A 21,854-nucleotide genomic window follows, 5' to 3' on the forward strand; every position below is an offset into this window, starting at 1 on the left:
CAGGATTCCAGCGGAGGGAGAACTACGCCTTGGCGGGCTCCTCAGAGCCCTCCGCGCCCTCTTCGGCACCGGCGCCCCACTCCTCCTGCTTCAGCCAGCGAGGCAGGAAGGAGGCGAGCAGCAACGCCAGTGCGGCGAAGCCGAAGCCGACGTACAGCGTGGTCTCGAACGCGTCCGTGAAGGACTGACCGGCCGCCTGGTGCGAGAACTTGTCCGCGATCGCCTTGGCCTGCGGGTCCGCCTGGACCGCACCACACGCCGCCGCGTCCGGCGTACCGGAGAACGTGGAGGTGGCGCAGGTCTGGAAGGCCGCGGTGAGCTCGGTGGCGCGGGCGTCCGCGACACCGGCCGCCACGATCTCCTGGCGGAACTGCGGCGCCAGCGCCTCGGTGTTCGTCGCGCCGTGCGAAGCGAGCGGCGAGAAGAACGCGAGGGTGACGACCGAGATGCCGACCGCGAAACCGAGCTGCTGCTTGGTGTTGATGAGGCCGGAGGCGGCGCCCGCGTCCTGGTGCGGCACCTCCTGCAGGGCGAACAGCGCGATCGGGGTGGCGGTCATGCCGAAGCCGAGACCGATCAGCAGCAGTCCGGGAACGAGGCCCCAGCTGGTGACGTCCGGGCTGACCGAGAACAGCAGCACGGCGACACCGACGGCGATCACGACGGCACCGACCTGCAGGACCGTGCGGCCGAACTTCGGCACCAGGGCGACGACCGAGGCCGACGCGGTGATGAAGGCGCCGATGCAGAACGCCAGCAGCGTGACACCGGTGCGCAGCGGCGAGAAGCCGAGACCCTCCTGCAGGTACAGGTAGAGGGCCAGCATGAACATGCCGGTGAAGCTGAACATGCCCAGCATCAGCGCGAGGGCCGCGGAGAAGCTGCGGGACTTGAACAGGTTGAGCGGCACGAGGGGCATGCCGTCCTTGCGCTGCTTGGCCTTCTCGTAGGCGATGAAACCGATGAAGCCCACGACGGACGCGGCCATCAGCACGAAGCCCCACGCCGGCCAGTGCAGCTCACGGCCGAAGGTCAGCGGGAACAGCAGGGCGGTGAGGCTGACGGTCGCCAGGACGACACCGATGATGTCGAGGCGGATGCGGCTCGGGGCCTTGGACTCGTTGATGTACTTCCAGCCCAGGGCGTAGCCGATGATGCCGATCGGCACGTTGACCAGGAAGATCGTCCGCCAGTCCCACCCGAAGACGTTCCAGGCGACCAGGAGGCCACCGACGAGCGGGGCGATCGTGGCCGCGAGACCACCGATGGTGCCCTGGATGGCGAAGACCGCGCCCTTCTCCTTGTCGGGGAAGGTGACGTGGATGATCGACATGACCTGCGGGACCATCAGGCCGGCCGCGAGACCCTGCGCGAGACGGGACGCGACGAGCATCTCGGGGTTGACCGAGATACCGCACAGGAACGACGTGACGACGAAGCCGAGCACGCCGAGCTGGAACATGCGGCGACGGCCGTAGATGTCGCCGAGACGGCCACCGGTGATCAGCGTGAGCGCGAACGCGAACACGTAGCCGGCGGTGATCCACTGCAGCTGCACGAAGCTCGCGCCCATGCCGTGCTGGATCGCGGGGAGCGCGACGTTGACGATGCTGCCGTCCAGCATGTCCATGAACGTCGCGACGGTCATGATGATGAACGCGATCCAGCGACGCGGGTCGGCCGCCGGCGCGTCAACGACCGGAGCCGCCTGCGCGCCGGCAGTCGCCGACGGCGACTCCAGGTCGTGGTTGGTGTTGGTGGAGGTCACGATTTCTCCTCAGATGACTTATTTCGCTACGCACGACAGGCGATGGCTCTGGACTACTCGGGGCGGCTCTGGGCCTTTCGAGTGGAACGAGGACGCACCTCCTGCCTGAAGAACGACTGCCGGTCGATGACCTTCAGGGTGATCCCCTCCGCTTGAGTCCCGGTCAGGTCGCGGCGGAGCGTTTCGCGGGCACGCCGAAGGCCCTGGTGCCGGGGGCACCAGGGCCGTTCGCGCCCGGGGTCAGTGCAGGACCGACGCCGGGTAGGTGCGCACGGACGCGGTCTCGTACCGCAGCGCCACGTGGCTGGAGCAGCTCACCACGTCACGCCAGAACCGTTGCAGCGCACCACCTTCCGCGAGTCCGCTGGTGCCGGCGGCCCGCACCAGGCCACCCACCGCGTCGACCAGGACCTCGGCCACGTAGGCGACGTTGCGCTCGTTGCGCGCCATCGCGGCCGGGGTGAACTCGCGGTCGTCGAGCACCGCGGCGTTCTGCTCCACGAGCAGCCTCGCCGATTCCACCTGACCCGACGCGCGAACCAGGTCGACGGCGTTCATCACGGACTGCTTCTTCCCCGACAGCACCGCGATGCACGCTTCCAGTGCCCCCATCGCCGCGCCGACGGCCGGAGCGACGAACGTGAGGCCGCCGACCGCCTGGAACGGGACGTTGTGGCTCGGCACCGGCGACCAGCTGGTGCCCTTGAGCAGATCCGCCCGGTCGAACGAGAGGTGCGCCGGCACGAAGACGTCGTCCACGACCACCGAGTGGCTGCTGGTGGCCTTCATGCCGACGCTGTCCCACGTCTCGAGGACGGTGAAGTCCTTGCGCGGCACCGCGAAGAAGCGGCCCTCCTCGCCGACCATGCCGCACAGCAACGCCCAGTCGGCGAAGTCCACGCCGCTGACGTAGAGCCAGCGGCCGCTCAGCCGGTGGCCACCGTCGACGACGGTGCCCTTGCCCATGGGCGGCTGGCCGGTGACGACGAACGCGTCCGGGCCGTTCGCCCAGATCTCGTCGTGGCCCTCCTTCGGCAGCAGGCCGGCGAACCGCGACGACAAAGCGGACAGCGACGCGCACCACGACGTGGACGCGCAGCCCTGCCCCACGGTGAAGACGGCCTCGGTCAGTTCCGCGAAGGTCCCGTCCGCGCCGCCGCGTTCGGCTGCGACGAAGTGCCGCGCGAACCCGGCGTCGCGCAAGGCCTCGACGACCTCGGGGGCGAGCTTGCGGGTGGCGTCGGCCTCGGCCGCGTGCTCCGCGGCGATCAGCCTGACCTTCTCCGCGGCCGCGGCCAGGCCGGTGTTCTGAGCAGTCACCTCGTCACCTCCGGAACGTCACGCGGCCTGGACGGGCAGGTCGCGGTGGATCGTGCGGGACTTCGTGTAGAGCTTGCCGTCGATGCGCACGAGCACGTCCTCGATGGAGAACGTCGGCTCGAAGCTGACGACGCCCTCGGCGGTCGTGCGGGTGACGAGCGAGGCGTAGCTGACGTTCAGCGTGTTCTCGTCGACCTCTTCGATCAGGTAGTGGTCGTTCCAGTGCCGCACGGCAACGCCCTTGTAACGGGGCAGCGCGGCGCTGGCGCCGGCGATCAGGGCCGCCCGGCCCTCGACCTTCTCGCTCCGGTGGGCGTGGTCGGTGACCCCGTCCTCGGTGAACGTCTGGGCGTAGCCCTCCACGTCCAACGCGTCGAGCAGCCGCATCTGCTGGGCGTAGAACGTCTGGACCTCGATGTGGACCGCAACATTGACAGGGGACACGACAACTCCTCGGTCTGCCGGTTTCGCTACCGCGACTATGGGTGCGGGCGCTGGACAGCCGGTCGAGCCGTCCTGGTTCGACCGCCGTTTGAGGTGGCGTTGAGACAAACCGGGCACGGTCTGGGAGACATCTCCCTTTCTATTGCGCGAGGAGGGCCACATGGCCTCAACTCCCGATGTCGCCAAGTCGGTGACGGTCGAGGCGACGATCGAGCAGGCGTTCGCGATCTTCGCGACCAAGCCGATCGAGTGGTGGCCGGAGTCGCACGTGTTCGTGAAGGACCGGCAGGCCATCACGATCGAACCGTTCGTCGGCGGGCGCTACTTCGAGCGCGGCGCGGACGGCGAGGAGATCGCCTGGGGCACCATCACCGAGTGGGACCCGCCGAAGCGCCTCGTGATGACGTGGCGGGTCGGCCCGTACTGGCAGCCGATCTTCGACGACGAGAAGGCCTCGTTCATCAAGGTGGACTTCGAGGTCGTCGGCCCGACGACGACGAAGGTCACGCTCACGCACGCGGACCTGCACCGCCACGGCGACATCGCCGAGGGCATCCACAAGGCGCTCGACGGTCCATCGCCGGGCGAGACGCTGGAGACGTACGCGCGCGTCATCGAGAAGCACGTCCCGAAGGCTGCCTGACCAGGCCCGGAATCCCGGTCAGGCAAAACGAAAGCGGCCGCCCCAAGCCTCCGGGGCGGCCGCTTTCTCGTGCGTTCTAGGCGCCGAGCTCGAGCGCCTCGTCGTGGGTGCGGTCGACGACGTTCTTGACGTCGACGATCCGGCCGAGCTGCTTGATCAGCTGGCCGACCGTGCGCCCGTCCTGGAGCTCGACCACGACGTCGAGGCGGGAGAGGTCGCCCCGCTCGGCGGGGGCGAGGCTCAGCGACTCGACGTCGACGCCCCGGCTGGAGAACAGCACCACGATCCGTGCCAGCGCCCCGGGCTCGTTGCGCAGCAACAGGGAAAGCGAATGTCTGGTCATCACTCTTCCTCGTCGAACAGGGGCCGGATGCCCCGCGCGGCCATGATCTCGTCGTTCCCGGTGCCCGCGGCGACCATCGGCCACACCTGGGCGTCCTGTCCCACCACGAAGTCGACGACCACGGGCCGGTCGCGGACCGCCATCGCCTCCAGGATCGTGCCGTCCACTTCGGACTTCGACTCGCAGCGCAGCCCGACGCAGCCGAGCGCGTCGGCGAGCTTGACGAAGTCGGGGTGGCGCTGGTGGGTGCCGAGCCTGGTGTTGGAGTAGCGGCCCTCGTAGAACAGGGTCTGCCACTGGCGGACCATGCCGAGGTTGCCGTTGTTGATGATCGCGACCTTGATGGGGATGCCTTCGGCGGCGCAGGTCGCGAGCTCCTGGTTGGTCATCTGGAAGCAGCCGTCGCCGTCGATGGCCCAGACCGTGCGGTCGGGGGCGCCGGTCTGCGCGCCCATCGCCGCCGGCACCGCGAAGCCCATCGTGCCGGCGCCGCCGGAGTTGAGGAACGAGCCGGGGCGTTCGTAGCGCACGTACTGGGCGGCCCACATCTGGTGCTGGCCCACGCCGGCGACGTAGATGGCCTCGGGACCGGTGAGCTTGCTGATCCGTTCGATCACGTACTGCGGTGCCACCATGCCGTCGCCCGGCCAGTCGTAGCCCAGCGGGTAGGTGGTGAGCAGGCCGCCGAGGTAGTTCCACCAGTCCGCGAGGTCCGGTTTCCGCGTGATGACGGCTGAGAGCGCTGCCATGACGTCCTTGCAGTCGCCGACGATGCCGACGTCCGCCTTGCGGTTCTTGGAGATCTCGGCGGGGTCGATGTCGGCGTGGATCACCGCGGCGTGCGGGGCGAACTCGGGCAGCAGGCCGGTGACGCGGTCGTCGAACCTCGTGCCGAGCGCGATCAGCAGGTCGGCCCGTTGCAGTCCGGCGACCGCGGGCACGGTGCCGTGCATGCCGGGCATGCCGAGGTGCAGCGGGTGCGAGTCCGGGAACGCGCCGCGGGCCATGAGCGTGGTGACGACCGGGATGCCGGTCTTCTCCGCGAGCTTCAGGAGCTCCTGCGACCCGCCGGCGCGGATCACGCCGCCGCCGACGTAGAACACCGGCCGCTTCGACGACCCGATGAGCTGCGCGGCGTTGCGGATCTGCACCGGCGAGAGCACCGGCCGCGCCTGGACGCTGATCTTCGGCGGGGTGTAGGTGGTGGCGGTGGCCAGCACGTCTTTGGGCAGGTCCACCAGCACCGGGCCCGGCCGTCCGCTCGCCGCGATCCGGAACGCCTCGGCGATCACGCGGGGGATGTCGGCCGGGTCGTGCACCTGGAAGCTGTGCTTGGTGATCGGCAGCGTGATGCTGCGGATGTCCGCCTCCTGGAAGGCGTCCGTCCCGATCACCGACCTCGCCACCTGGCCGGTGATCGCCACGATCGGCACGGAGTCCATGTAGGCGTCCGCGAGGGGCGTGACCAGGTTCGTCGCCCCCGGCCCCGAGGTCGCCATGCAGACGCCCACCCGTCCGGTCGCCTGCGCGTACCCCTGGGCCGCGTGCCCGGCGCCCTGCTCGTGACGCACCAGGACGTGCCGGATCTTCGAGTCGAACAGCGGGTCGTAGGCGGGCAGGATGGCCCCGCCGGGCATTCCGAAGATCACCTCGCAGCCGACGTCCTCAAGCGCCTTGATCAACGCACCCGCACCGGTCGTGTCCACGATTGCTCCCCGAACTTCGATCAGCCCGCGAGCTGGCGCTCCAGCTGGCGCGGCGACAACGGCTTGTCGAGCGACGGCTCAGAGCTCAGGATCGCGCGCTGCAACTGACGGAGCCTTTCGGACGGCTCAAGCCCGAGCTCCTCGATCAGCGTGTCGCGCAGGGACTGGTAGGCCTCCAGCGACTTCCACTGCCGGCCCGCCCGGTAGAGCGCGAGCATGTACTGCGCGCAGAGGTTCTCGTGCATGGGGTGCTGCGCGGTGAGCACGGAGAGCTCGCTCAGCAGCGACTGGTGCTTGCCCAGCTGGAGGTCGGCCTCGATGCGCGTCTCCAGCACGCCGAGACGGCTCTCCTGCAGACGGGTGACCTCCATGCCGAGCCGGACGCCGATCTGGACGTCGACGAGCACGGGCCCGCGCCACACCTCGGCGGCGCTGCGCAGCAGCCGGCTCGCGGACTCCAGGTCGCCGACCTCGAACGCGCGCTGACCGGCGCTCGCGAGCCGCTCGTAGCTGCGGACGTCGACGCTCTCCGGCGGCACGTCCAGCATGTAGCCGCCGTAGCGGGTCACCAGGACGTTCTTCGCGACACCGGGACCCTCCCCCGGCATGGCCGCCTCGATGCGCCGGCGCACCTGCAGCACGTACGTCTGCAGGGTCGTGAGAGCGCTCCTGGGCGGTGTCATCCCCCAGAGCTCTTCGATCAACGTCGGGACCGTGACGACGTGGCCCGCCTGAAGGCCGAGCAGCGAGAGCACCTGCCTGGGCTTCACCGCGCTCGGTGCGATCGAGACGCCGTTCTCCCGTGCCTCCAGCGGTCCCAGAACCTTGATCTCCATTGGAGCCTCCCCTGCTCAGCGGCGGTCGACTTGGTCGTGCCATCAAGTTCACCTGAGCGGGGCTATCGAACGCCACGTATGCCGCCATGACTCTCGGATGGCGAACTACTGCGCCCGGCGTGAGAAATTCATATGCTCAAACGAACCCAAACCGTCCCGTGCCGTAATCAGCCGGACACGTGCTGTGACTGTTACCCATAAATACTCGTCCATTGGCGTGACAGTTGCCGGGAGGTCAATGCGAATTCGCATTCTGAACCGATACAGTTGCCGTCCTGGACTGCCCTCGCATGTCTAGTATTCGGCCTGGGCGCGCGCCGTGCGAGGTCTTTGACCGGCGTTGACGGTCATACTTTGCTCTGGAGCGGATGCTCTTGGGGGGCACGTGAATGCTTCGCCTGCGATACCGAGATACCGCGCGATCATCGTGGCGGTCTTCGCAGCGGTGTGCCTGACCGACCTGACCCGCGCGTTACTACTCGCCGGTGAGACCACCGAATTGGCGGTGTCGGTCATTGATTTAGCGGTACTTGTCCTGCTGCAAGTGTCGTATTTCTGGCATCTGACCGCACTCCGCCGCCACCTCGTGCTGGCAGCCCAAGCGGCACTGCTGGTCTTGCCGTACGTCCTCTTCGGCCATTCCTGGGCGGGTGTAGCAGGTCTTGTAGCAGGCAATGCCCTGCTGGTCCTGCGCCCTGTTCTCGGCTGGTCGATCTTCGTCGCCACTGTTGTCGCGACCGGCCTCGCCCAGGCCGTGCACGGCGAGGCGATGATCGCCACCGCGGCCACGGCCCTGCTCCTCGCGGGCCTCGCCACCGGCTTCGCCACCCACCGCGACTGGCCGGCCGCCCTGGAGCCCGCTCCCGCCTCGCCTCCCGACCCGGTGGTCACCACCACCGCGGCGGTGACCGCCGAACGCGTCCGCGTGGCCCGCGACCTGCACGACCTGCTCGGCTACAGCCTGAGCGCCATCAAGCTGAAGAGCGAGTTGGCGCACCGGATCGTCGCCGACCGGCCGGACCACGGCTGGGAGTTCATGCAGGAGCACATCACCGATATATTGGATATCACCCACCACGCACTGGCCGACGTGCGTTCACTGGCCCGCTCGTACCGCCCGCTGTCGCTGGCGGACACGTCCGACTCGGCCAAGGCGATGCTGGCCGCGTCGAACATCGACGTCCGCGTCGAACTGGCCCACGACCCGCTCCCGGAGCCGGTCGAGACCGTCCTCGCCGCGGTCCTGTGCGAGGCCGTCACCAACATCCTGCGCCACAGCGACGCCAGCATCTGCACCATCGGCGTGCACCAGACCGGCGCGACCATCCTGCTCGACGTCATCAACGACGGCGCCGCCGAGCGCGCGCTCTCCATGGACTGCAACGGCGTCCGCAACCAGGCCGAACGCGTCAAAGCGGCGGGCGGCACGTTCAGCGCCCGCCACATCGGTGACGGCTCGTTCCACGTCCACGCGGCGATCCCGGCGGTCCCGGCGCCCTGATCGGACCCGCCGAGCCGCCTGGCCGGCCGCCGACAGGCAACCGACCAGGTGGTCGGCTCAGAACCAGCCGGACTTGCGGGCGATGCGAACGGCGTCGACCCGGTTGCGGGCGTCGAGCTTGGCCGTCGCCGCCGTCAGGTAGTTGCGCACCGTCCCGACCGACAGGAACAGCGTCGTCGCGATCTCCATCGCGTCCGCCCCGTCCGACGCGAGCCGCAGCACCTCGAGCTCACGCGGGGTCAGCGGGCACTCGTCGGTGTCCCACGCGGAAAGCGCGAGCTGCGAGTCGATCACGCGCCGGCCGATCGAGACGCCGCGAATGGCGTCAGCGAGTTCTCCGACCGGAGCATCCTTGAGGATGAAGCCGTTCACCCGTGCGTTCAGCGCGCGCCGCAGAGTGCCCGGACGGCCGAGGCTCGTGAGAATGAGTGTGCGCGTCTCGGGCGCGGTGTCGTGGATCACGGTGGCGGCGGAAAGGCCGTCCATACCCGGCAGGTCGATGTCGAGCACCGCTACGTCCGGTTTGTTCTTCTCGACCGCGGCGATGATTTCGTCACCTGTTGCTACCGACGCGACGACCTCAATATCCGGTTCGAGATTCAACAAGGCGACCAAAGCACCGCGGACCATTTGCACGTCCTCGGCTAGTAGCACTCTGATCATCCGACCCCCTTGCTTGCCCCCAGGTCACCATTTCGAGTCTTACACTCGGTGACCATGCAGGACAAGCATTGAGTCCGGGCGCGACGACCGTTACTCCAGATGCGCTATGAGCAATTAATAGAGGTTATCGGCGGATGACTTGGGGTCACCGCCCGCTCACAGATTGCTGACGGACCGAATCGCTGACCGGACGGCTCCAGGACCACACGAGCACAAAACGGTACAAGCGATTCGACCCGTGCGGCAGGGTGCGAACGACCCACAAAGTCGATCTACGAGCGCCGAGTCAGCGCGTCTCGCCCCACCGCTCCAGCAGTTCCAGACCGCCGTCCACGGTGATCACCTGCCCCTGGATCCACGCCGCCTCGTCGGTGCACAGCAACGACACCGCGTTCGCGATGTCCTGCGGCACGGTGACGCGGCCGGAAGGGCTCTTGATCGCGAGCCGGTCCACCAGGTCCGGGTCGATGTTCATGGGGCCGTTGTCCACAACCGTGGTGACGACGGCGTTCACGGCGACCCGGTACCAGGCCATTTCCAACGCGAGTGTGCGGATCACGCCGTGCACCGGTGTGACCGTGTAGCCGGCGACGACCACACGCCCGCCGTCCACCAGGGCCTTCGCGAGCGGCTCCACGAGGTTCAGCAACGGCGTGAGGTCCGGCGACACCGCGTGGTGCACGAACACGTCGAGCTGGCCGCGTTCCTGCTTGACCTGGTCGAGCAGCTGCCGCACCGAGTGCTCGTCGTGGATGTCGAGCTGGGTGACGGTGACCGAGCCGGGCTTGCCGGCGAGCACGGTCTTCGCGCGCTCCAGGTCGACGTTGTCACCGTCTGAAGTCGTGAGGACGACGTGGGCGCCGTTGTCGCAGAGCTTGCTCGCGATGGCGAGACCGAGCCCGTGCGTACCCGACGTGACCACTGCGATCTTGCCGTCGAGTCCCAGGCGCGTGTTGACAGGTTCGATCATGATGACGACCACCTCAATGTCCGCGTGGTGATCGACGTTCCGCGCGGCCACTAGGGCCGAACTCGACTACTTCTTGCGCAAACCCTCCAAAACACGCAGGATCGCGCGTTCGACCTCACGCCCGGTGCGCTTCGGGTCGGACGAGCTCGCGATGGTGCTCGCGCCCGCGGACAGTGCGCCGAACAGCAGCCGGGCCATGATCTCCACCGGCGCCTCCTCGATCTCGCCGGCGTCGACGAGCAGCTGCACGGCCGTGCGGAGAAGACCGAAGCTGAACTGCTCCTCGGCCTCGCGCCAGCGTTCCCAGCCCATCACCACCGGCGCCTCGTGGACGATGATCCGCTGGTATTCGGGTTCCAAGCACTTGCGCACGTACGCGCGCAGGCCCGCGACCGCGGTCTCCCACGCGTCGCCGTCGGCGGTGATCAGCGCGGTCAGCGACTCGATCGACTTGGTCTCGACCTGGGCGAAGGCCGCCTCGAACAACGCCTGCTTGCCGGAGAAGTGGTGGTAGAGCGCGCCTTTCGTCACGCGGGCGCGTTTGACGACCTCGTCGAGCGAGGTGCCCGCGTAGCCGCGCTTGGTGAAGAGGTCGACGGCGCTGTCGACCAACGCCTGCCTGGTCGACTCCGAGTACTCGGCGCGTCGTGTTCGCACGACCGAAACGTATCTCACATACCGACGGTACGTACCGGTGGTATGGTCATGTCATACCGAGGGTATGCGAGAAACCGGGGGTACGAGACATGGGCTGGGCAGACCACTACCGCCGTCGCGACGCGCTCGACGCCGTTCTGAGCGACGCCCGCCGCGACCCGTCCGCGCCGCTGATCGTGGATCCGGACGTCTTCGGCTCACTGCACGAGCTCCTGCTGGCGCTCGACCACCGCTGGCAGAACAAGCTGACCGCACGCATGGAGAACGCGTCGCTGGCGGGCCACGTCGACGAGGGCCGCGTCACCGCCGAACTCGCCGCGGAGGAGCCGGTGTTGCGAGCGGTACTGGACGCACACCTTTCGCTCGGCAGTTACCGGGCGGTAGGAATGACCCCATGAGTCCTTGGACCGAAGCCGACATCCCCGACCAGACAGGCCGCACCGTCCTCGTGACGGGCGCCAACTCCGGTCTCGGCCTGCGCACCGCCCAGGTGCTCGCGGGCAAGGGAGCCCACGTGCTCATGGGATGCCGCTCGGTCCAGCGCGGGGAGACCGCGCGCCTGTCCGTCCCCGGCTCGGCCGAGGTGCTGGAGCTCGACCTCGCCGACCTCTCCTCCGTGCGCGCGGCGGCCGCGAAGGTGGAGAAGCTCGACGTCCTCGTCAACAACGCGGGCATCATGGCCGTCCCGAACGGCCGCACCGCCGACGGCTTCGAGCGCCAGTTCGGCACCAACCACCTGGGCCCGGCCGCGCTGACGTTCCTGCTGCTCCCCGTTCTGCGCAGGAGCGCCAACGCGCGCGTTGTCACCGTGTCGTCGTTGATGCACCAGTACGGCCGCATGAATCTCGACGACCCGAACTGGGAACGTCGCTCGTACAGCGCGCGTGGTGCGTACAGCCAGTCCAAGCTGGCCAACCTCTTGTTCATGCGCGAGCTGCAACGCCGTGCGCCGGACGTCGAGTCCATGGCGGCCCACCCCGGCATGACGGCCACCGACCTCGCCAACAACATGGCCGACGCGCACAGGTCCGCCGTGATCCGGGCAGGTGGCAAGCTGTTCGGCCTGTTCTCGCAGTCCGTCGAGATGGGCGCGCTGCCGCAGCTCTACGCCGCGACGTCGCCCGACGCGCACGGCGGCGCGTACTACGGCCCCGGCGGCTTCAACGGCCTGCGCGGCTACCCGTCCACGGCCGGCATGACCGCCGCGGCCCGTGACGACCTGGCCGCGAACCGCCTCTGGGAGCTCACGACCAAGCTCACCGGAATCGCTCCAGACCTTCCGTAGGCTTGCCCGCGCTCGAGCGGAAGCCGGTTCTGGACACTTACCCTGACCTGCGCATGCGTGACCCCGGACACTTGAGTGCGCAGCGTAGGGTGGGGACGTGACTGTGGTACCTGAGGGTCGAAAGCTGCTGCGGCTCGAAGTCCGCAACAGCCAGACCCCGATCGAGAAGAAGCCCTCGTGGATCAAGACTCGGGCCAAGATGGGCCCCGAGTACCGGGAGCTCAAGGGCCTCGTCAAACGCGAAGGTCTGCACACGGTCTGCGAAGAAGCGGGCTGTCCCAACATCTACGAGTGCTGGGAAGACCGCGAGGCGACGTTCCTGATCGGCGGCGAGCAGTGCACCCGGCGCTGCGACTTCTGCCAGATCGACACGGGCAAGCCCGCCAACCTCGACCGCGACGAACCGCGCCGCGTCGCCGAGTCCGTCCAGGCGATGGGCCTGCGCTACTCCACGGTCACGGGTGTCGCCCGTGACGACCTCGCCGACGGCGGCGCGTGGCTGTACGCCGAGACCGTCCGCCAGATCCACGAGATGAACCCCGGCACGGGCGTCGAGCTGCTGATCCCGGACTTCAACGCGGTCCCGGAACAGCTGGCCGAGGTCTTCGAGTCGCGTCCCGAGGTGCTCGCGCACAACCTGGAGACCGTCCCGCGGATCTTCAAGCGCATCCGCCCGGCGTTCCGCTACGAGCGTTCGCTCGAGGTGATCACCAAGGCCCGCGAGTTCGGCCTGGTCACCAAGTCGAACCTGATCCTCGGCATGGGCGAGACCCCGGAGGAGGTCACGGAGGCGCTCGCCGACCTCCACGACGCGGGCTGCGACATCATCACCATCACCCAGTACCTGCGCCCGTCGCCGCGGCACCACCCGGTCGAGCGCTGGGTGAAGCCCGAGGAGTTCGTGCAGCACAAGGAGACGGCCGAGGAGATCGGCTTCCTCGGCGTGATGGCGGGCCCGCTCGTCCGCTCCTCCTACCGCGCGGGCCGCCTGTACGCGCAGGCGAAGCAGAAGCGCGGCGAGGACCTGCCGGAGAACCTGCAGCACCTGCTGACGGTCTCGGCGTCCCAGGAGATCACGAGCCTGCTCGCCCCGCGTTAGTCACCCAGAACCACCGGAAGCAGGTCGGCCTCAGGGCCGGCCTGCTTTTTGTTGCGCGCGATGATTCTTTCCGACAGTGAATTCCCGGCGACTTCACCCGCCGTGTACAGCGAAGGTGATCAGCCGGGTTGAACCACGCCAGACCGCTGGGCGCGGCAAGATAACCGGTCGGCGCAAGCATTTTCTCCACAAGATCAGTGAGCAGTGCCCGGCGACCGCTGCAACGGTCGCAATGCCGGGCACTACCACTCCTGGGGTCGCATCCGCTCCACGGACACACCTTCGGCCTCATCTGCTGCACATCAAGAGTGCGATGCACAGCAAGCACTCTCAAGCGGTTGCTGACGTTCACGGATGTCCACGAACGTTCGAACGCTCTGACCAGCGAGGATGCGCCGTGTGATCCTACCTTCAGGTGTCCGCCCCCTGCCGTCCGGCGGCATCGGGATCTCGCTGGAGGCTGGTCGTCCGCCAATTTCCAGACGTTCGAAAACGTTCAGGACCAAGGGCACTGGACCTTTCAGATCAACGCCCCCGGTATCGCCTTTGAGCGAACAACATGAACCGGCGTGTCGTGATTTCATGTACCCGCTCGGGTGATGCCAAAATCCCCAGCACACCACCTGGACTTCACCGGCGTGACGCGGCTGCAACCGCTCACTCCGGTCTCCGGGTCGTTCCGCTCCACGGCACAAATGATCAAGAAATCCCTTTCGGAAGGAATCTGCTCATGACCGAGCGCCTCAGGCGTTCGCTGCGCGCCCTCATCTGGCCCGCCATGCGCCTGCTGATCTGGGCAGCCATGGCCGCCGCCGTCCTCATCGCGTTGATCGAGGGACACGATCCGCTGGCCGTCCTCGCCCTGCTGGGGTGCACGGCGTCCGCCGCGGAGCCCATCGCCCGCTGGGTGCAGGGCGCCGCATCGCCGCGCACCCCGTCCTCCGGCACCTCCCGTCCGGAGACGGCGGGCGGATGACGGTCACCGCCGAACGGAACGATCTTCCGGGGGCGGAGCAGCAACGCGAGCTGGCCGGAGTCCTGCGCGGACTCCGGCTGGCCGCCGGAACCTCCCTTGAGGACTTCGCCGCCGCATACGAGATCTCGCCGCTGCAAGTGAGGTTCATCGAGGACGGCACCGCCATCCCCGCACGCACGCACCTCTATGCGTACCTCGACCTGGCCGACGACGACGCCCGGACCAGAGCCCGTGTGCTCAAGCTGTGGTCGCTGGCGCACAAGAGCCACACCAAGCGCAGGCACGCCCGCCGAGACCTCCAGGCGTCGCTCCAGCCGAACGTTGCCGGGCCGGAGTCACCTCCCGAGCACGGGGAAACGCTGCTGGAGACGACGGTGATCATGAAGCCGCTGCCGATCAGCCGTCAGGAGACCAGGTTGACGTTGTCGAAACCCGCGTGGCGACGGGCGGCCCAGGTCTCGAAGGCGGACTCCGCGCTGTGGCCCGACCCCGACCTGTTGCCGTCGGCCACAGCGTTCGCGCAGGCGTTGGAGAGCATCAAGAAGGGCACCGGCCTCTCCTACAAGATGCTCGCGCAGGCCACGAGCGACACGAACTACCCGCTGGCCTCGAGCACCGTGCACGGCATGTGCACGAAGCCGAAGCTGCCGGCCAGTGTCGACTCCGTCCGGTGCTTCATCGAGGTCTGCGGGGGCGACCAGCCCACGCAGCACCGGTGGGCGGCCGCTTGGCAACGCCTGCGGCAGGCCCCCTCGGACGCGTTCACGGCTTCTCCCGAACTGGCCGCGGACGCCGAGGCCGCTCGTCGGCTGCTCGTCGACGCCACGACTGAGACCGCTGTGTGGACCCTGCCAGAGGAGGTAGCCGCGGCCGAAGACGCAGTCAGGAGGGGCGACCTGGGTGAGCCGCATGCGCCGGCGGAGGGCGTCACGCGTGAGGCCCTCCGCCGGTTGCTGCTCTGGTTGCTGCCGTTGGTGTTCGTGTTCGGCGCGGTCACCGGTGCCCTGGTGCTGAGCCTGCTGACCTGACTGTCAGTGCACGCGTGCGTCGGCCTTCGTCGTCGACATCCGGAACTCGACGGTGGCCTGCAGGTCGGGTGCGTCGAGGGCTTCGCGCAGCCGTGGCAGGCCCTCGTCGTCGATGCGGCGGCGGATCCCCCGCAGATCGGCGTCGCCGTGGGCGCGGACGACGAGGGCCAGGCGCGGGGCGGTGTGCGGGCCGGTCAGGGTGGCCTCGACCTTGCGCACGCCGGGGTAGGCGGTGATCTCGTCGGCGAACGGCGCGGTGGCCGTCGCGGTGGAGAGGCGGGTGGCGCCCGCCTCGTCGGCCCAGCGCCAGGCCGTCACCTTGCGGCGCGGGACCTGGGCGGTGAGCCAGCGCAGGCAGATCAGCGCGAGCACGACGGCGCCGGCCGCGACGACCCACAGCACCCAGGCCGGCGGCAGCGCCGTGCCGGGGACGAGGGTGGCCTCGGCGTCCACCTGCGGTACCCGGCCGAAGTGGACGGCGAGGGCGGCTGCGCCCGCGAGCAGCAGGACGAGGCCCAGCAGGCCGAGCAGGAATCGGTTCACTGTGCGCTCCTGAGTGCCTTGACCCGCACCACGACCTGCGGTGGCCGGGCGAGGGCGAACTCTCCGACACGGCTTTCCACCGCGCTGCGGACGGCGTCGTCCAGGCCGTCGACCACGGCGCGGCGGGTGCGCACCACCGTGCGGACACGGCGGCGGCGCACCTTCACGGCGGCGGATTCGACGCCGTCGACGACCGCGGCCGAGCGCAGGGCGTTGCGCAGGCCCCGCACCGACACGGCGGTGTGCTGGTCCAGTGCGGCGGTGCGCGGGCGGCCCGGCACGATCGCCACCAGGAGCAGCACGAGTCCGATGGCCGCGGCGACCCCGCCCGCCACGGCCACCTCCCTGGCCGACCAGGGCGTGCCGTGCAGCCGGTCGATCAAGGAGTCGTAGGGCAGCCACGGCGGTTCGCCGAGCGCCAGTTGCACTGCGGTCACCGCGACCAGCACCGACGCCGCCAGCAGGACCAGCGCGGTCAGCGTGGCCGGGAGGGCCCGGCGGGAGCGGCGCGTCACTGCACCCTCCTCACCTGCGGGGTGTCCGAGCGCAGCACGACGACCGAAACGTCCACAACGGACACGCGCAGGCCCGTGAGGGCGCCCACCCGTGCCACGAGGTGGGCGCGGACCCGTGCCGCGGTGGCCGCGACCGGTGCGGGGTAGCGCAGGTCGAGGCGGGCGTCGAGGGTGGCCACTCCCCCGGTGACGCGGGCGGTGACGGCGCAGTCGAGCACGTCCGGCACCTCCAGGGCGGCACGTCCGGCGATGCGGCCCACCGCGCGGTCCGCGACGGTGGTCAGGCCCGGCTGGGCCGTTCCGTGCTGGGTCGTCCCCTGCTGGGGAGCGGTGAGCGTGGTCGTCATCGTCAGTCCCTGTCCCTGCCCAGGAGTTGCGCGAGGTCGAGCTTGCCCTCGGCGACCCGGCCCGCGATCAGGCCGAGCGCGCCGAAGACGAGCACGAGCAGAAACGCGCTGAAGCCCCCGAACGCGGCGGCCAGGCCGAGCGCGAGCCCGGTCAGCAGGCCCAGTGCGGTGGTGCTCATGGCGTTTCCTCTCACTGCACGCGTGCGGGTTCGGGCTTCTCTTCGCCCTCGTTGTCGCTCGGGATGTGCACGTCGTTGACGTTGATGTTGACCTCGACGACCTCGAGGCCGGTGATCTGCTCGATCGCGGTGATCACGTTGGTGCGCACGGACCTCGCGAGGTCCGCGATCGGCACGCCGTACTCGACGACGAGCTCGAGGTCGACGGCGGCCTGCTTCTCGCCGACCTCGACCGACACGCCCTGGCCCGCGCTCGCGGTGGCGCCGGGGATGCGGTCGCGCAGCGCGCTCAACGCCCGCGTCGCGCCGCCGCCGAGCGCGTGCACGCCGCGGATCTCGCGGGCGGCGAGGCCCGCGACCTTCTGCACCACGACGTCCGCGATGGTGGTGGACCCCTTGTCGGTCACCAGCTTCCCGTTGGCGGTGTGGACCTTCTCGACAGCCTGCGTGCTCATCGCGTTCCCTTCCTTCAAGGCGTTCACATCAGATCGACACGGGTGGTGCCGGAAACGTCACGACCCGTTCAGGTGATCAAGCGCACGTTTGTCCACATCGGTCACAACGATGCGCAGAAGAGCGTCTTCCCATTGCGTGCCAAGCAGAACCGCCCGGAGCGCCGCACCGGCCTCGTCGATCGCCAGCGGCAGGCGGGTGGCGACGACCCGGACGCACACCAGTTCGTCCTCGACGTCGACGGCCAGCGCGTCGACGTCCCAGGCGATCCACGACCGCGCGGGGTCGGGCACCGACGGCCGCAGCCCGTCGACCTTCTCCAGCGCCTTCAACAACTCCGCCACGATCACCATGCGACGTCCACCACCGTGACCACCACGGACTCCACCTCGACACCGGTCAGCTCCGGCACGACCGCACGCACGGACCGTTGCACCGCGCGGGCGACGGCTGCGGCCTGGTCCATCCCGGAGATCACCACGTCCACCTCCAGCAGCACGGCGACACCGGACCGCCGCACGCGCACGCCTTCCACGGGCGCGGGCTGCAGTCCCTTGATCTGCTGACGCGCCGCGCGCACCACCGAACTCACCAGGCCCGCGACGCCGGGCTGCACCCGCACGCCCGCGACTCTCTCGGCCGCGTGCACCGCGACCGCCGCCACCGCCGCAGCGGACACGACTGCTTCGATCACTCGCTCATCCTTCGAGAACGTCGGCCACGACGAGGTCCAGGCGGGCGAGCCGCACACCGATCCGGGCGGAGGCCGCGGCCAGCACCCGGCGCCGCACCTCCTCGTACGCCGCGTGCGTGACGAGGGACGCCGTGATCGCGATGCTCAGCTCCACCTCGATCACCGGGTCGAGCCCCGTCGACTCCGGCGCCTCCACGACGCGGCACCCCCGTGCCCGCACGCCGTCGACACCGTCCGCCGCGTACCGCAGCACGGCCGCGACCGCGCGGGTGCTGATCCGGGCGAGCCCGTCGCCGGGCAACGGCACGACGTCCGACCGGCGCACGTCCGCCCGCACCGCCGACATCACCCGGCTGACCAGGTCGAACGGTGGCTCGACCTCCTCGCGCGCCATCTCGTCGGTGGCCGCGCGCAGCACCAGCAGACTTTCCCGCACGGCCGCGCAGTGCGGACACGACCGCGTGTGCTCGTCCGAGAGGTCGATCGCCTCCCAGACCTCTTCGACGTCCCGCCCGCACGGCAGGACGTAGTCGGACGTCACCGCCACGGCGCCATCACCTCCGCGAGTTGTGCCCGTGCCCGCGCGAGCCTGCCGCGCACCGACTGCTGGGTCGTGCCGATCGCCTCGGCGATCTCGTCGTACGACCGGCCGTGGACCTCGCGCAGCACCCAGCACGCCCGCTGCTCGGGAGTGAGCCCGCGCAGTGCGGCTTGGAGCGCGTCGAGCTGCGCGTTCACCTCCACCGCGCGGTCGGGCCGGGTCCGCGGCGCCGGCGACTCGTGCTCGTCGAGCTCGGTGTCGGCGTGCGGTTTGCGCTTGCGCAGCACGTTCAGGCACTGGTTGGTGGTGGTGCGGTAGAGCCAGCCGAGGAACGCCCCGTCGTCGTTGAGCTGCCCGAGCCGCCGCCACGCGGTCAGGAACACGTCCTGCACCGCGTCCTCGGCGTCCCCGCTGCTGCCCACGATGCGCAACGCCAGCCGGTACATCGGCCCCTGATAACGCCGCACGAGTTGCTCATACGCCCTCATGTCGCCGTCACGGGACCTCGCCACCAGCGTGGCGTCGTCGAGTGCGGCTGCCTCGGCCACGCTCATGCGCACACCCCCACTTTTTGCTTCGTCGCCCGATGGACACGTTCGATCGCGGAACGTCACGCGGTTTCCTGATTTCCCGCCCGTGACGACCCTCACCCGGTTTTCACCCGACAGTGGCGTGACGAAGGTGCGGGTCTGGGTATCGAACAAGCGTCAGACGAACTTCGGCCCCAACGGCCGAGCAGTCAGCTCAGGAGGACGCGATGTCGCTGTCGGACAAGATCGGCAACAAGGCGGAGGACCTCGGCGGCAAGGTCAAGGAGACCGCGGGCGAGGCCACCGGCGACCAGGAGCTCGCCAACGAGGGCCGCGCCGACCAGGCCAAGGCCGCCGTCAAGGACGGCGTGGAGAAGGTGAAGGACGCCGTCGGCGGCGTCGTCGACAGCGTCGCGAAGCACCTCAAGAAGTGACCGTCGCCCGTCAGGGCAACACAGAAGTCAGAGCCTCTAACCCCGCCGTGGGTTAGAGGCTCTAACTTTGCGCATCGGGGTCGTTGGTCACGCCGACGCCGTCGACAGTCAGACCCCAGACGGCCGCGATCCAAGGCTCGCGACCGTTAGACCCCCTAATTTCCGCGAGCCTCACAACCGCGAGACCCTCTAACTTTCGTGAGGGTCACGACCGCGAGACCCTCTAACCTTCGTGAGTCTCACGACCGCTAGACCCTCTAACGCGCGCGACACCCGCGATCGCTAGACCGTCTAACTCTCGCGAGTGTCGCGACCGCGAGACCCTCTAATTTCTGCAAGCCTCGCGAACGCTAGACCGTCTAACTCTCGCGAACCCTCGCCACCGTTAGACCCTCTAACCCGCGTGACAATCGCGATCGTTAGAACCTCTAACACCCGCGAAACCCCACCAGGATCGCGAGAGGCTCCCGCTCACGTGAAGCGGACCTCGCTCGCGACGACGCCGTCGAGCTCGCGCACGAAGTCGGCGCCGAACGCGCTCGACGGGGTGTGCGCGCCGGGCGCCACGCCGTCGATCCTGGCGATGGCGCGGAGCACGGAGTCGGCGGTGAGGCTGTAGGCGTTCGGGGTGGTGATCGCGCACTCGACCTTGGTCCGCGCGTCCCACGCCTCGCCGAACACCTCGGCCCTGGTGTTGGCGCGCTTGCGCTCGTCGGGGCCCTTGACCTTGCCGGCGACGGACTTGGCGACGTTCTGGACGAGCGGCGTCTGCAGCACGGGCGCGAACACCTGCTGGAGCTGGCCGAGCACGCCGGGGACGGTGGTGAACGTGGTGATGTTCGGAATGCCGGTGGAGCGGTAGGCGGTGCTCACGTCACCCCACGGGATGCTGCCGACCTCGCGCGGTCCCGACCGGAAGTACGCGGTGCGCCGCCGGTGCCCGATGCGGACGCTCCTCAGGTCGCCGTTCACGCGGATCCGCCCGCCCACGGCGGCGGCCTCGACGGACGTCTTGGTCGTGCCCGCGCTCGCCCCTCCGCCGACGACGAACGCCAGGTCGAGGTGGGTAGCGGACGGCAGGGCGTTCTTCAGGATGGCGGCGACGCAGTCGGTGGGGACGACGTCGAACCCGGCGCCCGGCAGCAGCACGATGCCCGCTTTGCGGGCGTCGACGTCCCTCTGCGCGACGGACTCGAAGACGTCGATCTCGCCCGTGATGTCGAGGTAGTGCGTGCTGGCCTTCAGGCAGGCGTCGACCATGGCGGTGGACGTGTGCGCGAACGGTCCCGCGCAGTGCACGACGGCGTCGACGTCCTCGAGGTGCGCCCGTGCCTGGCTCAGGTCGAACGCCCGGCACTCCAGCCCGAGCGCGGCGGCGATGGGCTCGACCTTCTCGTACGAGCGCCCGGCGAGGATCGGCCGCTCCCCGCGCTTGACCGCGAGCTCGGCGATGAGACGTCCTGTGTAGCCGTTGGCGCCGTAGACCATCCACGTCATGCCGCGCACCTTACCGGCGAGTAGCTCCGCGGGAACCGACCAAAGAGCCGATCAGCAGCAGCACGCCCAGGCCGAGCACGGGCAGTCCCCAGAGCAGCCGGCGTTGCTTCAGATCGGCGCAGACGTCCACATAGGCCGCACCGAGCGCGGAGACCGCGGGCTCGTCGAACCCGAAGCCGAGGCTGTTGCCGCACGGGATGAGCGACCCGCTCGGAGACTCGATGGCCAGCATCACGACCAGGATCGCCGCCCCGCCGAGCAGGAACGCGAGACCGACCACGACGGCGAACGTGCGCACTGACATGAGCAAAAGTTACGTCTCAAATGGACTTTGGGATAGCCCTGGTCAGACGCATTGGGGTTGATCCCCTAATCCCCCGGCCGAACCGCTCTCACACCCCCGGTTCCCGCGATGCGGGAGAGAACGCGTACCGCTGCTCCAGCCGGCCGTGGCGCGGATGCGGCACAGGGTCGCCGACCTTGATCCATCCGAGGCGTTCGTACAGGAGCACGCCCCGGACGTTGTCGACGAAGACGAGCAGCTCGACCGTCTCGTATCCGTTCTTGATCAATGTGTCCGGCAGTGCGCGCAGCAACGCCTCGCCGACCCCTCGGCCCCAGGCGTCCGGGTGCACGCCGACGTAGTTGAGGAACGCGCGGCCGTCCGTCTCTTGTGGACCGCCGGCGACGAACCCGACCGCACGGCCGGATTCCAGCGCCAGGAGCAGGAACGACCGCTCGCCGATGAGAGCGTTCTCAACGCCGGGCCGCGCCTCGGCGAGCGTCGGCACCTCGTCGTAGCCGTCGCGCCGGGCGACCGCGTGCGCCCAGATCAGCGCGGCCGCGTCGACGTCGTCAGGTCCCCCGTGCTTGATCTCCACG

The 21,854-nt window shown here is 69.1% G+C and carries 28 protein-coding genes and 1 pseudogene; 8 read left to right on the forward strand and 21 right to left on the reverse strand.

Annotated elements, in window-relative coordinates; translation table 11 throughout:
* Window positions 1-22: 22 nt before the first annotated feature.
* From ACQEU1_RS16720 to ACQEU1_RS16730, 3 genes are all read right to left on the reverse strand, one after another.
* A complete protein-coding gene (locus tag ACQEU1_RS16720; RefSeq protein WP_433201953.1) occupies window positions 23-1,768 on the reverse strand; it encodes an MFS transporter in 1,746 nt (581 codons plus the stop codon).
* A 240-nt stretch (window positions 1,769-2,008) separates the two neighbouring features.
* Window positions 2,009-3,088, reverse strand: coding sequence for an acyl-CoA dehydrogenase family protein (locus tag ACQEU1_RS16725; protein WP_433201956.1), 1,080 nt, complete (start codon window positions 3,086-3,088; stop codon window positions 2,009-2,011).
* An 18-nt stretch (window positions 3,089-3,106) separates the two neighbouring features.
* Entirely contained in the window at window positions 3,107-3,532 is a 426-nt protein-coding gene (locus ACQEU1_RS16730; protein WP_036013177.1) for a nuclear transport factor 2 family protein, read from the reverse strand.
* Window positions 3,533-3,692: 160 nt separating this feature from the next.
* Between ACQEU1_RS16730 and ACQEU1_RS16735 the strand changes: the two genes are divergently transcribed.
* A complete protein-coding gene (locus tag ACQEU1_RS16735) occupies window positions 3,693-4,175 on the forward strand; it encodes an SRPBCC domain-containing protein (RefSeq protein WP_285645111.1) in 483 nt (160 codons plus the stop codon).
* A 76-nt stretch (window positions 4,176-4,251) separates the two neighbouring features.
* Here ACQEU1_RS16735 and ilvN read toward each other — a convergent pair whose 3' ends face one another.
* The 3 genes and pseudogenes from ilvN to ACQEU1_RS16750 all read right to left on the reverse strand — a co-directional run bounded on the left by ilvN (window position 4,252) and on the right by ACQEU1_RS16750 (window position 7,060).
* Window positions 4,252-4,518 carry an acetolactate synthase small subunit gene (ilvN, locus tag ACQEU1_RS16740; protein WP_433201961.1) on the reverse strand — a complete coding sequence of 89 codons (267 nt, stop codon included), beginning with the start codon at window positions 4,516-4,518 and terminating at the stop codon, window positions 4,252-4,254.
* Window positions 4,518-6,236: pseudogene (locus tag ACQEU1_RS16745) on the reverse strand (acetolactate synthase large subunit); the annotation flags it as partial. The gene ilvN and the pseudogene ACQEU1_RS16745, both read right to left, overlap by 1 nt.
* 8 nt (window positions 6,237-6,244) lie before the next feature.
* A complete protein-coding gene (locus ACQEU1_RS16750) occupies window positions 6,245-7,060 on the reverse strand; it encodes an AfsR/SARP family transcriptional regulator (protein WP_189159246.1) in 816 nt (271 codons plus the stop codon).
* A 427-nt stretch (window positions 7,061-7,487) separates the two neighbouring features.
* On the opposite strand from ACQEU1_RS16750, the gene ACQEU1_RS16755 reads away from it, so the two are divergent.
* Window positions 7,488-8,561: a sensor histidine kinase gene (locus ACQEU1_RS16755; RefSeq protein ID WP_433201966.1), complete on the forward strand. Its 1,074-nt coding sequence runs from the start codon at window positions 7,488-7,490 to the stop codon at window positions 8,559-8,561.
* 57 nt (window positions 8,562-8,618) lie between these two features.
* Here ACQEU1_RS16755 and ACQEU1_RS16760 read toward each other — a convergent pair whose 3' ends face one another.
* The 3 genes from ACQEU1_RS16760 to ACQEU1_RS16770 form a co-directional block, all read right to left on the reverse strand.
* Window positions 8,619-9,224 carry a response regulator transcription factor gene (locus ACQEU1_RS16760; protein WP_093600134.1) on the reverse strand — a complete coding sequence of 202 codons (606 nt, stop codon included), beginning with the start codon at window positions 9,222-9,224 and terminating at the stop codon, window positions 8,619-8,621.
* 286 nt (window positions 9,225-9,510) lie between these two features.
* Window positions 9,511-10,194, reverse strand: a complete 684-nt coding sequence (locus ACQEU1_RS16765) for an SDR family NAD(P)-dependent oxidoreductase (RefSeq protein ID WP_433201970.1) — start codon at window positions 10,192-10,194, stop codon at window positions 9,511-9,513.
* Window positions 10,195-10,260: 66 nt separating this feature from the next.
* Window positions 10,261-10,851, reverse strand: coding sequence for a TetR/AcrR family transcriptional regulator (locus ACQEU1_RS16770; protein WP_382439655.1), 591 nt, complete (start codon window positions 10,849-10,851; stop codon window positions 10,261-10,263).
* Window positions 10,852-10,940: 89 nt separating this feature from the next.
* Here ACQEU1_RS16770 and ACQEU1_RS16775 point away from each other — a divergent pair, with 89 nt between their 5' ends.
* The 5 genes from ACQEU1_RS16775 to ACQEU1_RS16795 all read left to right on the forward strand — a co-directional run bounded on the left by ACQEU1_RS16775 (window position 10,941) and on the right by ACQEU1_RS16795 (window position 15,239).
* Window positions 10,941-11,249, forward strand: coding sequence for a hypothetical protein (locus ACQEU1_RS16775; RefSeq protein ID WP_433201973.1), 309 nt, complete (start codon window positions 10,941-10,943; stop codon window positions 11,247-11,249).
* Complete coding sequence (locus ACQEU1_RS16780; RefSeq protein WP_433201976.1) at window positions 11,246-12,136, forward strand: oxidoreductase; 891 nt, start codon at window positions 11,246-11,248, stop codon at window positions 12,134-12,136. Before ACQEU1_RS16775 ends, ACQEU1_RS16780 begins: the two co-directional genes overlap by 4 nt.
* Before the next feature lie 97 nt (window positions 12,137-12,233).
* Entirely contained in the window at window positions 12,234-13,235 is a 1,002-nt protein-coding gene (gene lipA / locus ACQEU1_RS16785; protein ID WP_433201979.1) for a lipoyl synthase, read from the forward strand.
* Window positions 13,236-13,965: 730 nt separating this feature from the next.
* The gene (locus tag ACQEU1_RS16790; RefSeq protein WP_433201982.1) at window positions 13,966-14,211 is read left to right on the forward strand and encodes a hypothetical protein; all 246 of its coding nucleotides are present in this window, start codon (window positions 13,966-13,968) and stop codon (window positions 14,209-14,211) included.
* Window positions 14,208-15,239, forward strand: a complete 1,032-nt coding sequence (locus tag ACQEU1_RS16795) for a hypothetical protein (RefSeq protein WP_433201985.1) — start codon at window positions 14,208-14,210, stop codon at window positions 15,237-15,239. The genes ACQEU1_RS16790 and ACQEU1_RS16795 overlap by 4 nt, the downstream gene beginning before the upstream one ends.
* 3 nt (window positions 15,240-15,242) lie before the next feature.
* On the opposite strand, the gene ACQEU1_RS16800 is transcribed toward ACQEU1_RS16795, so the two are convergent.
* The 9 genes from ACQEU1_RS16800 to ACQEU1_RS16840 are packed head-to-tail and all read right to left on the reverse strand — an operon-like array spanning window position 15,243 to window position 19,065.
* Entirely contained in the window at window positions 15,243-15,782 is a 540-nt protein-coding gene (locus ACQEU1_RS16800; RefSeq protein ID WP_433201988.1) for an alkaline shock response membrane anchor protein AmaP, read from the reverse strand.
* The gene (locus ACQEU1_RS16805) at window positions 15,779-16,297 is read right to left on the reverse strand and encodes a DUF6286 domain-containing protein (protein WP_433201991.1); all 519 of its coding nucleotides are present in this window, start codon (window positions 16,295-16,297) and stop codon (window positions 15,779-15,781) included. Before ACQEU1_RS16805 ends, ACQEU1_RS16800 begins: the two co-directional genes overlap by 4 nt.
* Window positions 16,294-16,644: an Asp23/Gls24 family envelope stress response protein gene (locus tag ACQEU1_RS16810; protein ID WP_433201994.1), complete on the reverse strand. Its 351-nt coding sequence runs from the start codon at window positions 16,642-16,644 to the stop codon at window positions 16,294-16,296. Before ACQEU1_RS16810 ends, ACQEU1_RS16805 begins: the two co-directional genes overlap by 4 nt.
* Window positions 16,645-16,646: 2 nt before the next feature.
* On the reverse strand, window positions 16,647-16,823 hold the full coding sequence (locus ACQEU1_RS16815) for a hypothetical protein (protein ID WP_089922533.1): 177 nt from the start codon (window positions 16,821-16,823) through the stop codon (window positions 16,647-16,649).
* An 11-nt stretch (window positions 16,824-16,834) separates the two neighbouring features.
* Window positions 16,835-17,278: an Asp23/Gls24 family envelope stress response protein gene (locus ACQEU1_RS16820; RefSeq protein WP_433201997.1), complete on the reverse strand. Its 444-nt coding sequence runs from the start codon at window positions 17,276-17,278 to the stop codon at window positions 16,835-16,837.
* 57 nt (window positions 17,279-17,335) lie between these two features.
* Window positions 17,336-17,629, reverse strand: a complete 294-nt coding sequence (locus ACQEU1_RS16825) for a hypothetical protein (protein ID WP_433202000.1) — start codon at window positions 17,627-17,629, stop codon at window positions 17,336-17,338.
* Window positions 17,623-17,970 carry an Asp23/Gls24 family envelope stress response protein gene (locus tag ACQEU1_RS16830; RefSeq protein WP_433202003.1) on the reverse strand — a complete coding sequence of 116 codons (348 nt, stop codon included), beginning with the start codon at window positions 17,968-17,970 and terminating at the stop codon, window positions 17,623-17,625. The genes ACQEU1_RS16825 and ACQEU1_RS16830 overlap by 7 nt, the downstream gene beginning before the upstream one ends.
* A 4-nt stretch (window positions 17,971-17,974) precedes the next feature.
* Window positions 17,975-18,517 (reverse strand): Asp23/Gls24 family envelope stress response protein, encoded by a 543-nt coding sequence (locus ACQEU1_RS16835; protein WP_382439643.1) that lies wholly within the window; start codon window positions 18,515-18,517, stop codon window positions 17,975-17,977.
* A complete protein-coding gene (locus tag ACQEU1_RS16840) occupies window positions 18,508-19,065 on the reverse strand; it encodes an RNA polymerase sigma factor (RefSeq protein WP_285645137.1) in 558 nt (185 codons plus the stop codon). Before ACQEU1_RS16840 ends, ACQEU1_RS16835 begins: the two co-directional genes overlap by 10 nt.
* Window positions 19,066-19,268: 203 nt before the next feature.
* Between ACQEU1_RS16840 and ACQEU1_RS16845 the strand changes: the two genes are divergently transcribed.
* A complete protein-coding gene (locus ACQEU1_RS16845) occupies window positions 19,269-19,475 on the forward strand; it encodes a CsbD family protein (protein ID WP_191305353.1) in 207 nt (68 codons plus the stop codon).
* A 471-nt stretch (window positions 19,476-19,946) separates the two neighbouring features.
* Here ACQEU1_RS16845 and ACQEU1_RS16850 read toward each other — a convergent pair whose 3' ends face one another.
* From ACQEU1_RS16850 to ACQEU1_RS16860, 3 genes are all read right to left on the reverse strand, one after another.
* Complete coding sequence (locus tag ACQEU1_RS16850) at window positions 19,947-20,972, reverse strand: saccharopine dehydrogenase family protein (RefSeq protein WP_433202008.1); 1,026 nt, start codon at window positions 20,970-20,972, stop codon at window positions 19,947-19,949.
* Window positions 20,973-20,982: 10 nt separating this feature from the next.
* Entirely contained in the window at window positions 20,983-21,276 is a 294-nt protein-coding gene (locus ACQEU1_RS16855; protein ID WP_433202011.1) for a hypothetical protein, read from the reverse strand.
* Window positions 21,277-21,364: 88 nt separating this feature from the next.
* Window positions 21,365-21,853 (reverse strand): N-acetyltransferase family protein, encoded by a 489-nt coding sequence (locus ACQEU1_RS16860; protein ID WP_433202014.1) that lies wholly within the window; start codon window positions 21,851-21,853, stop codon window positions 21,365-21,367.
* Window position 21,854 lies beyond the last annotated feature (1 nt).

The organism is Lentzea sp. CA-135723, assembly GCF_050936595.1.
In the GTDB taxonomy this organism is placed as follows: Bacteria; Actinomycetota; Actinomycetes; order Mycobacteriales; family Pseudonocardiaceae; genus Lentzea.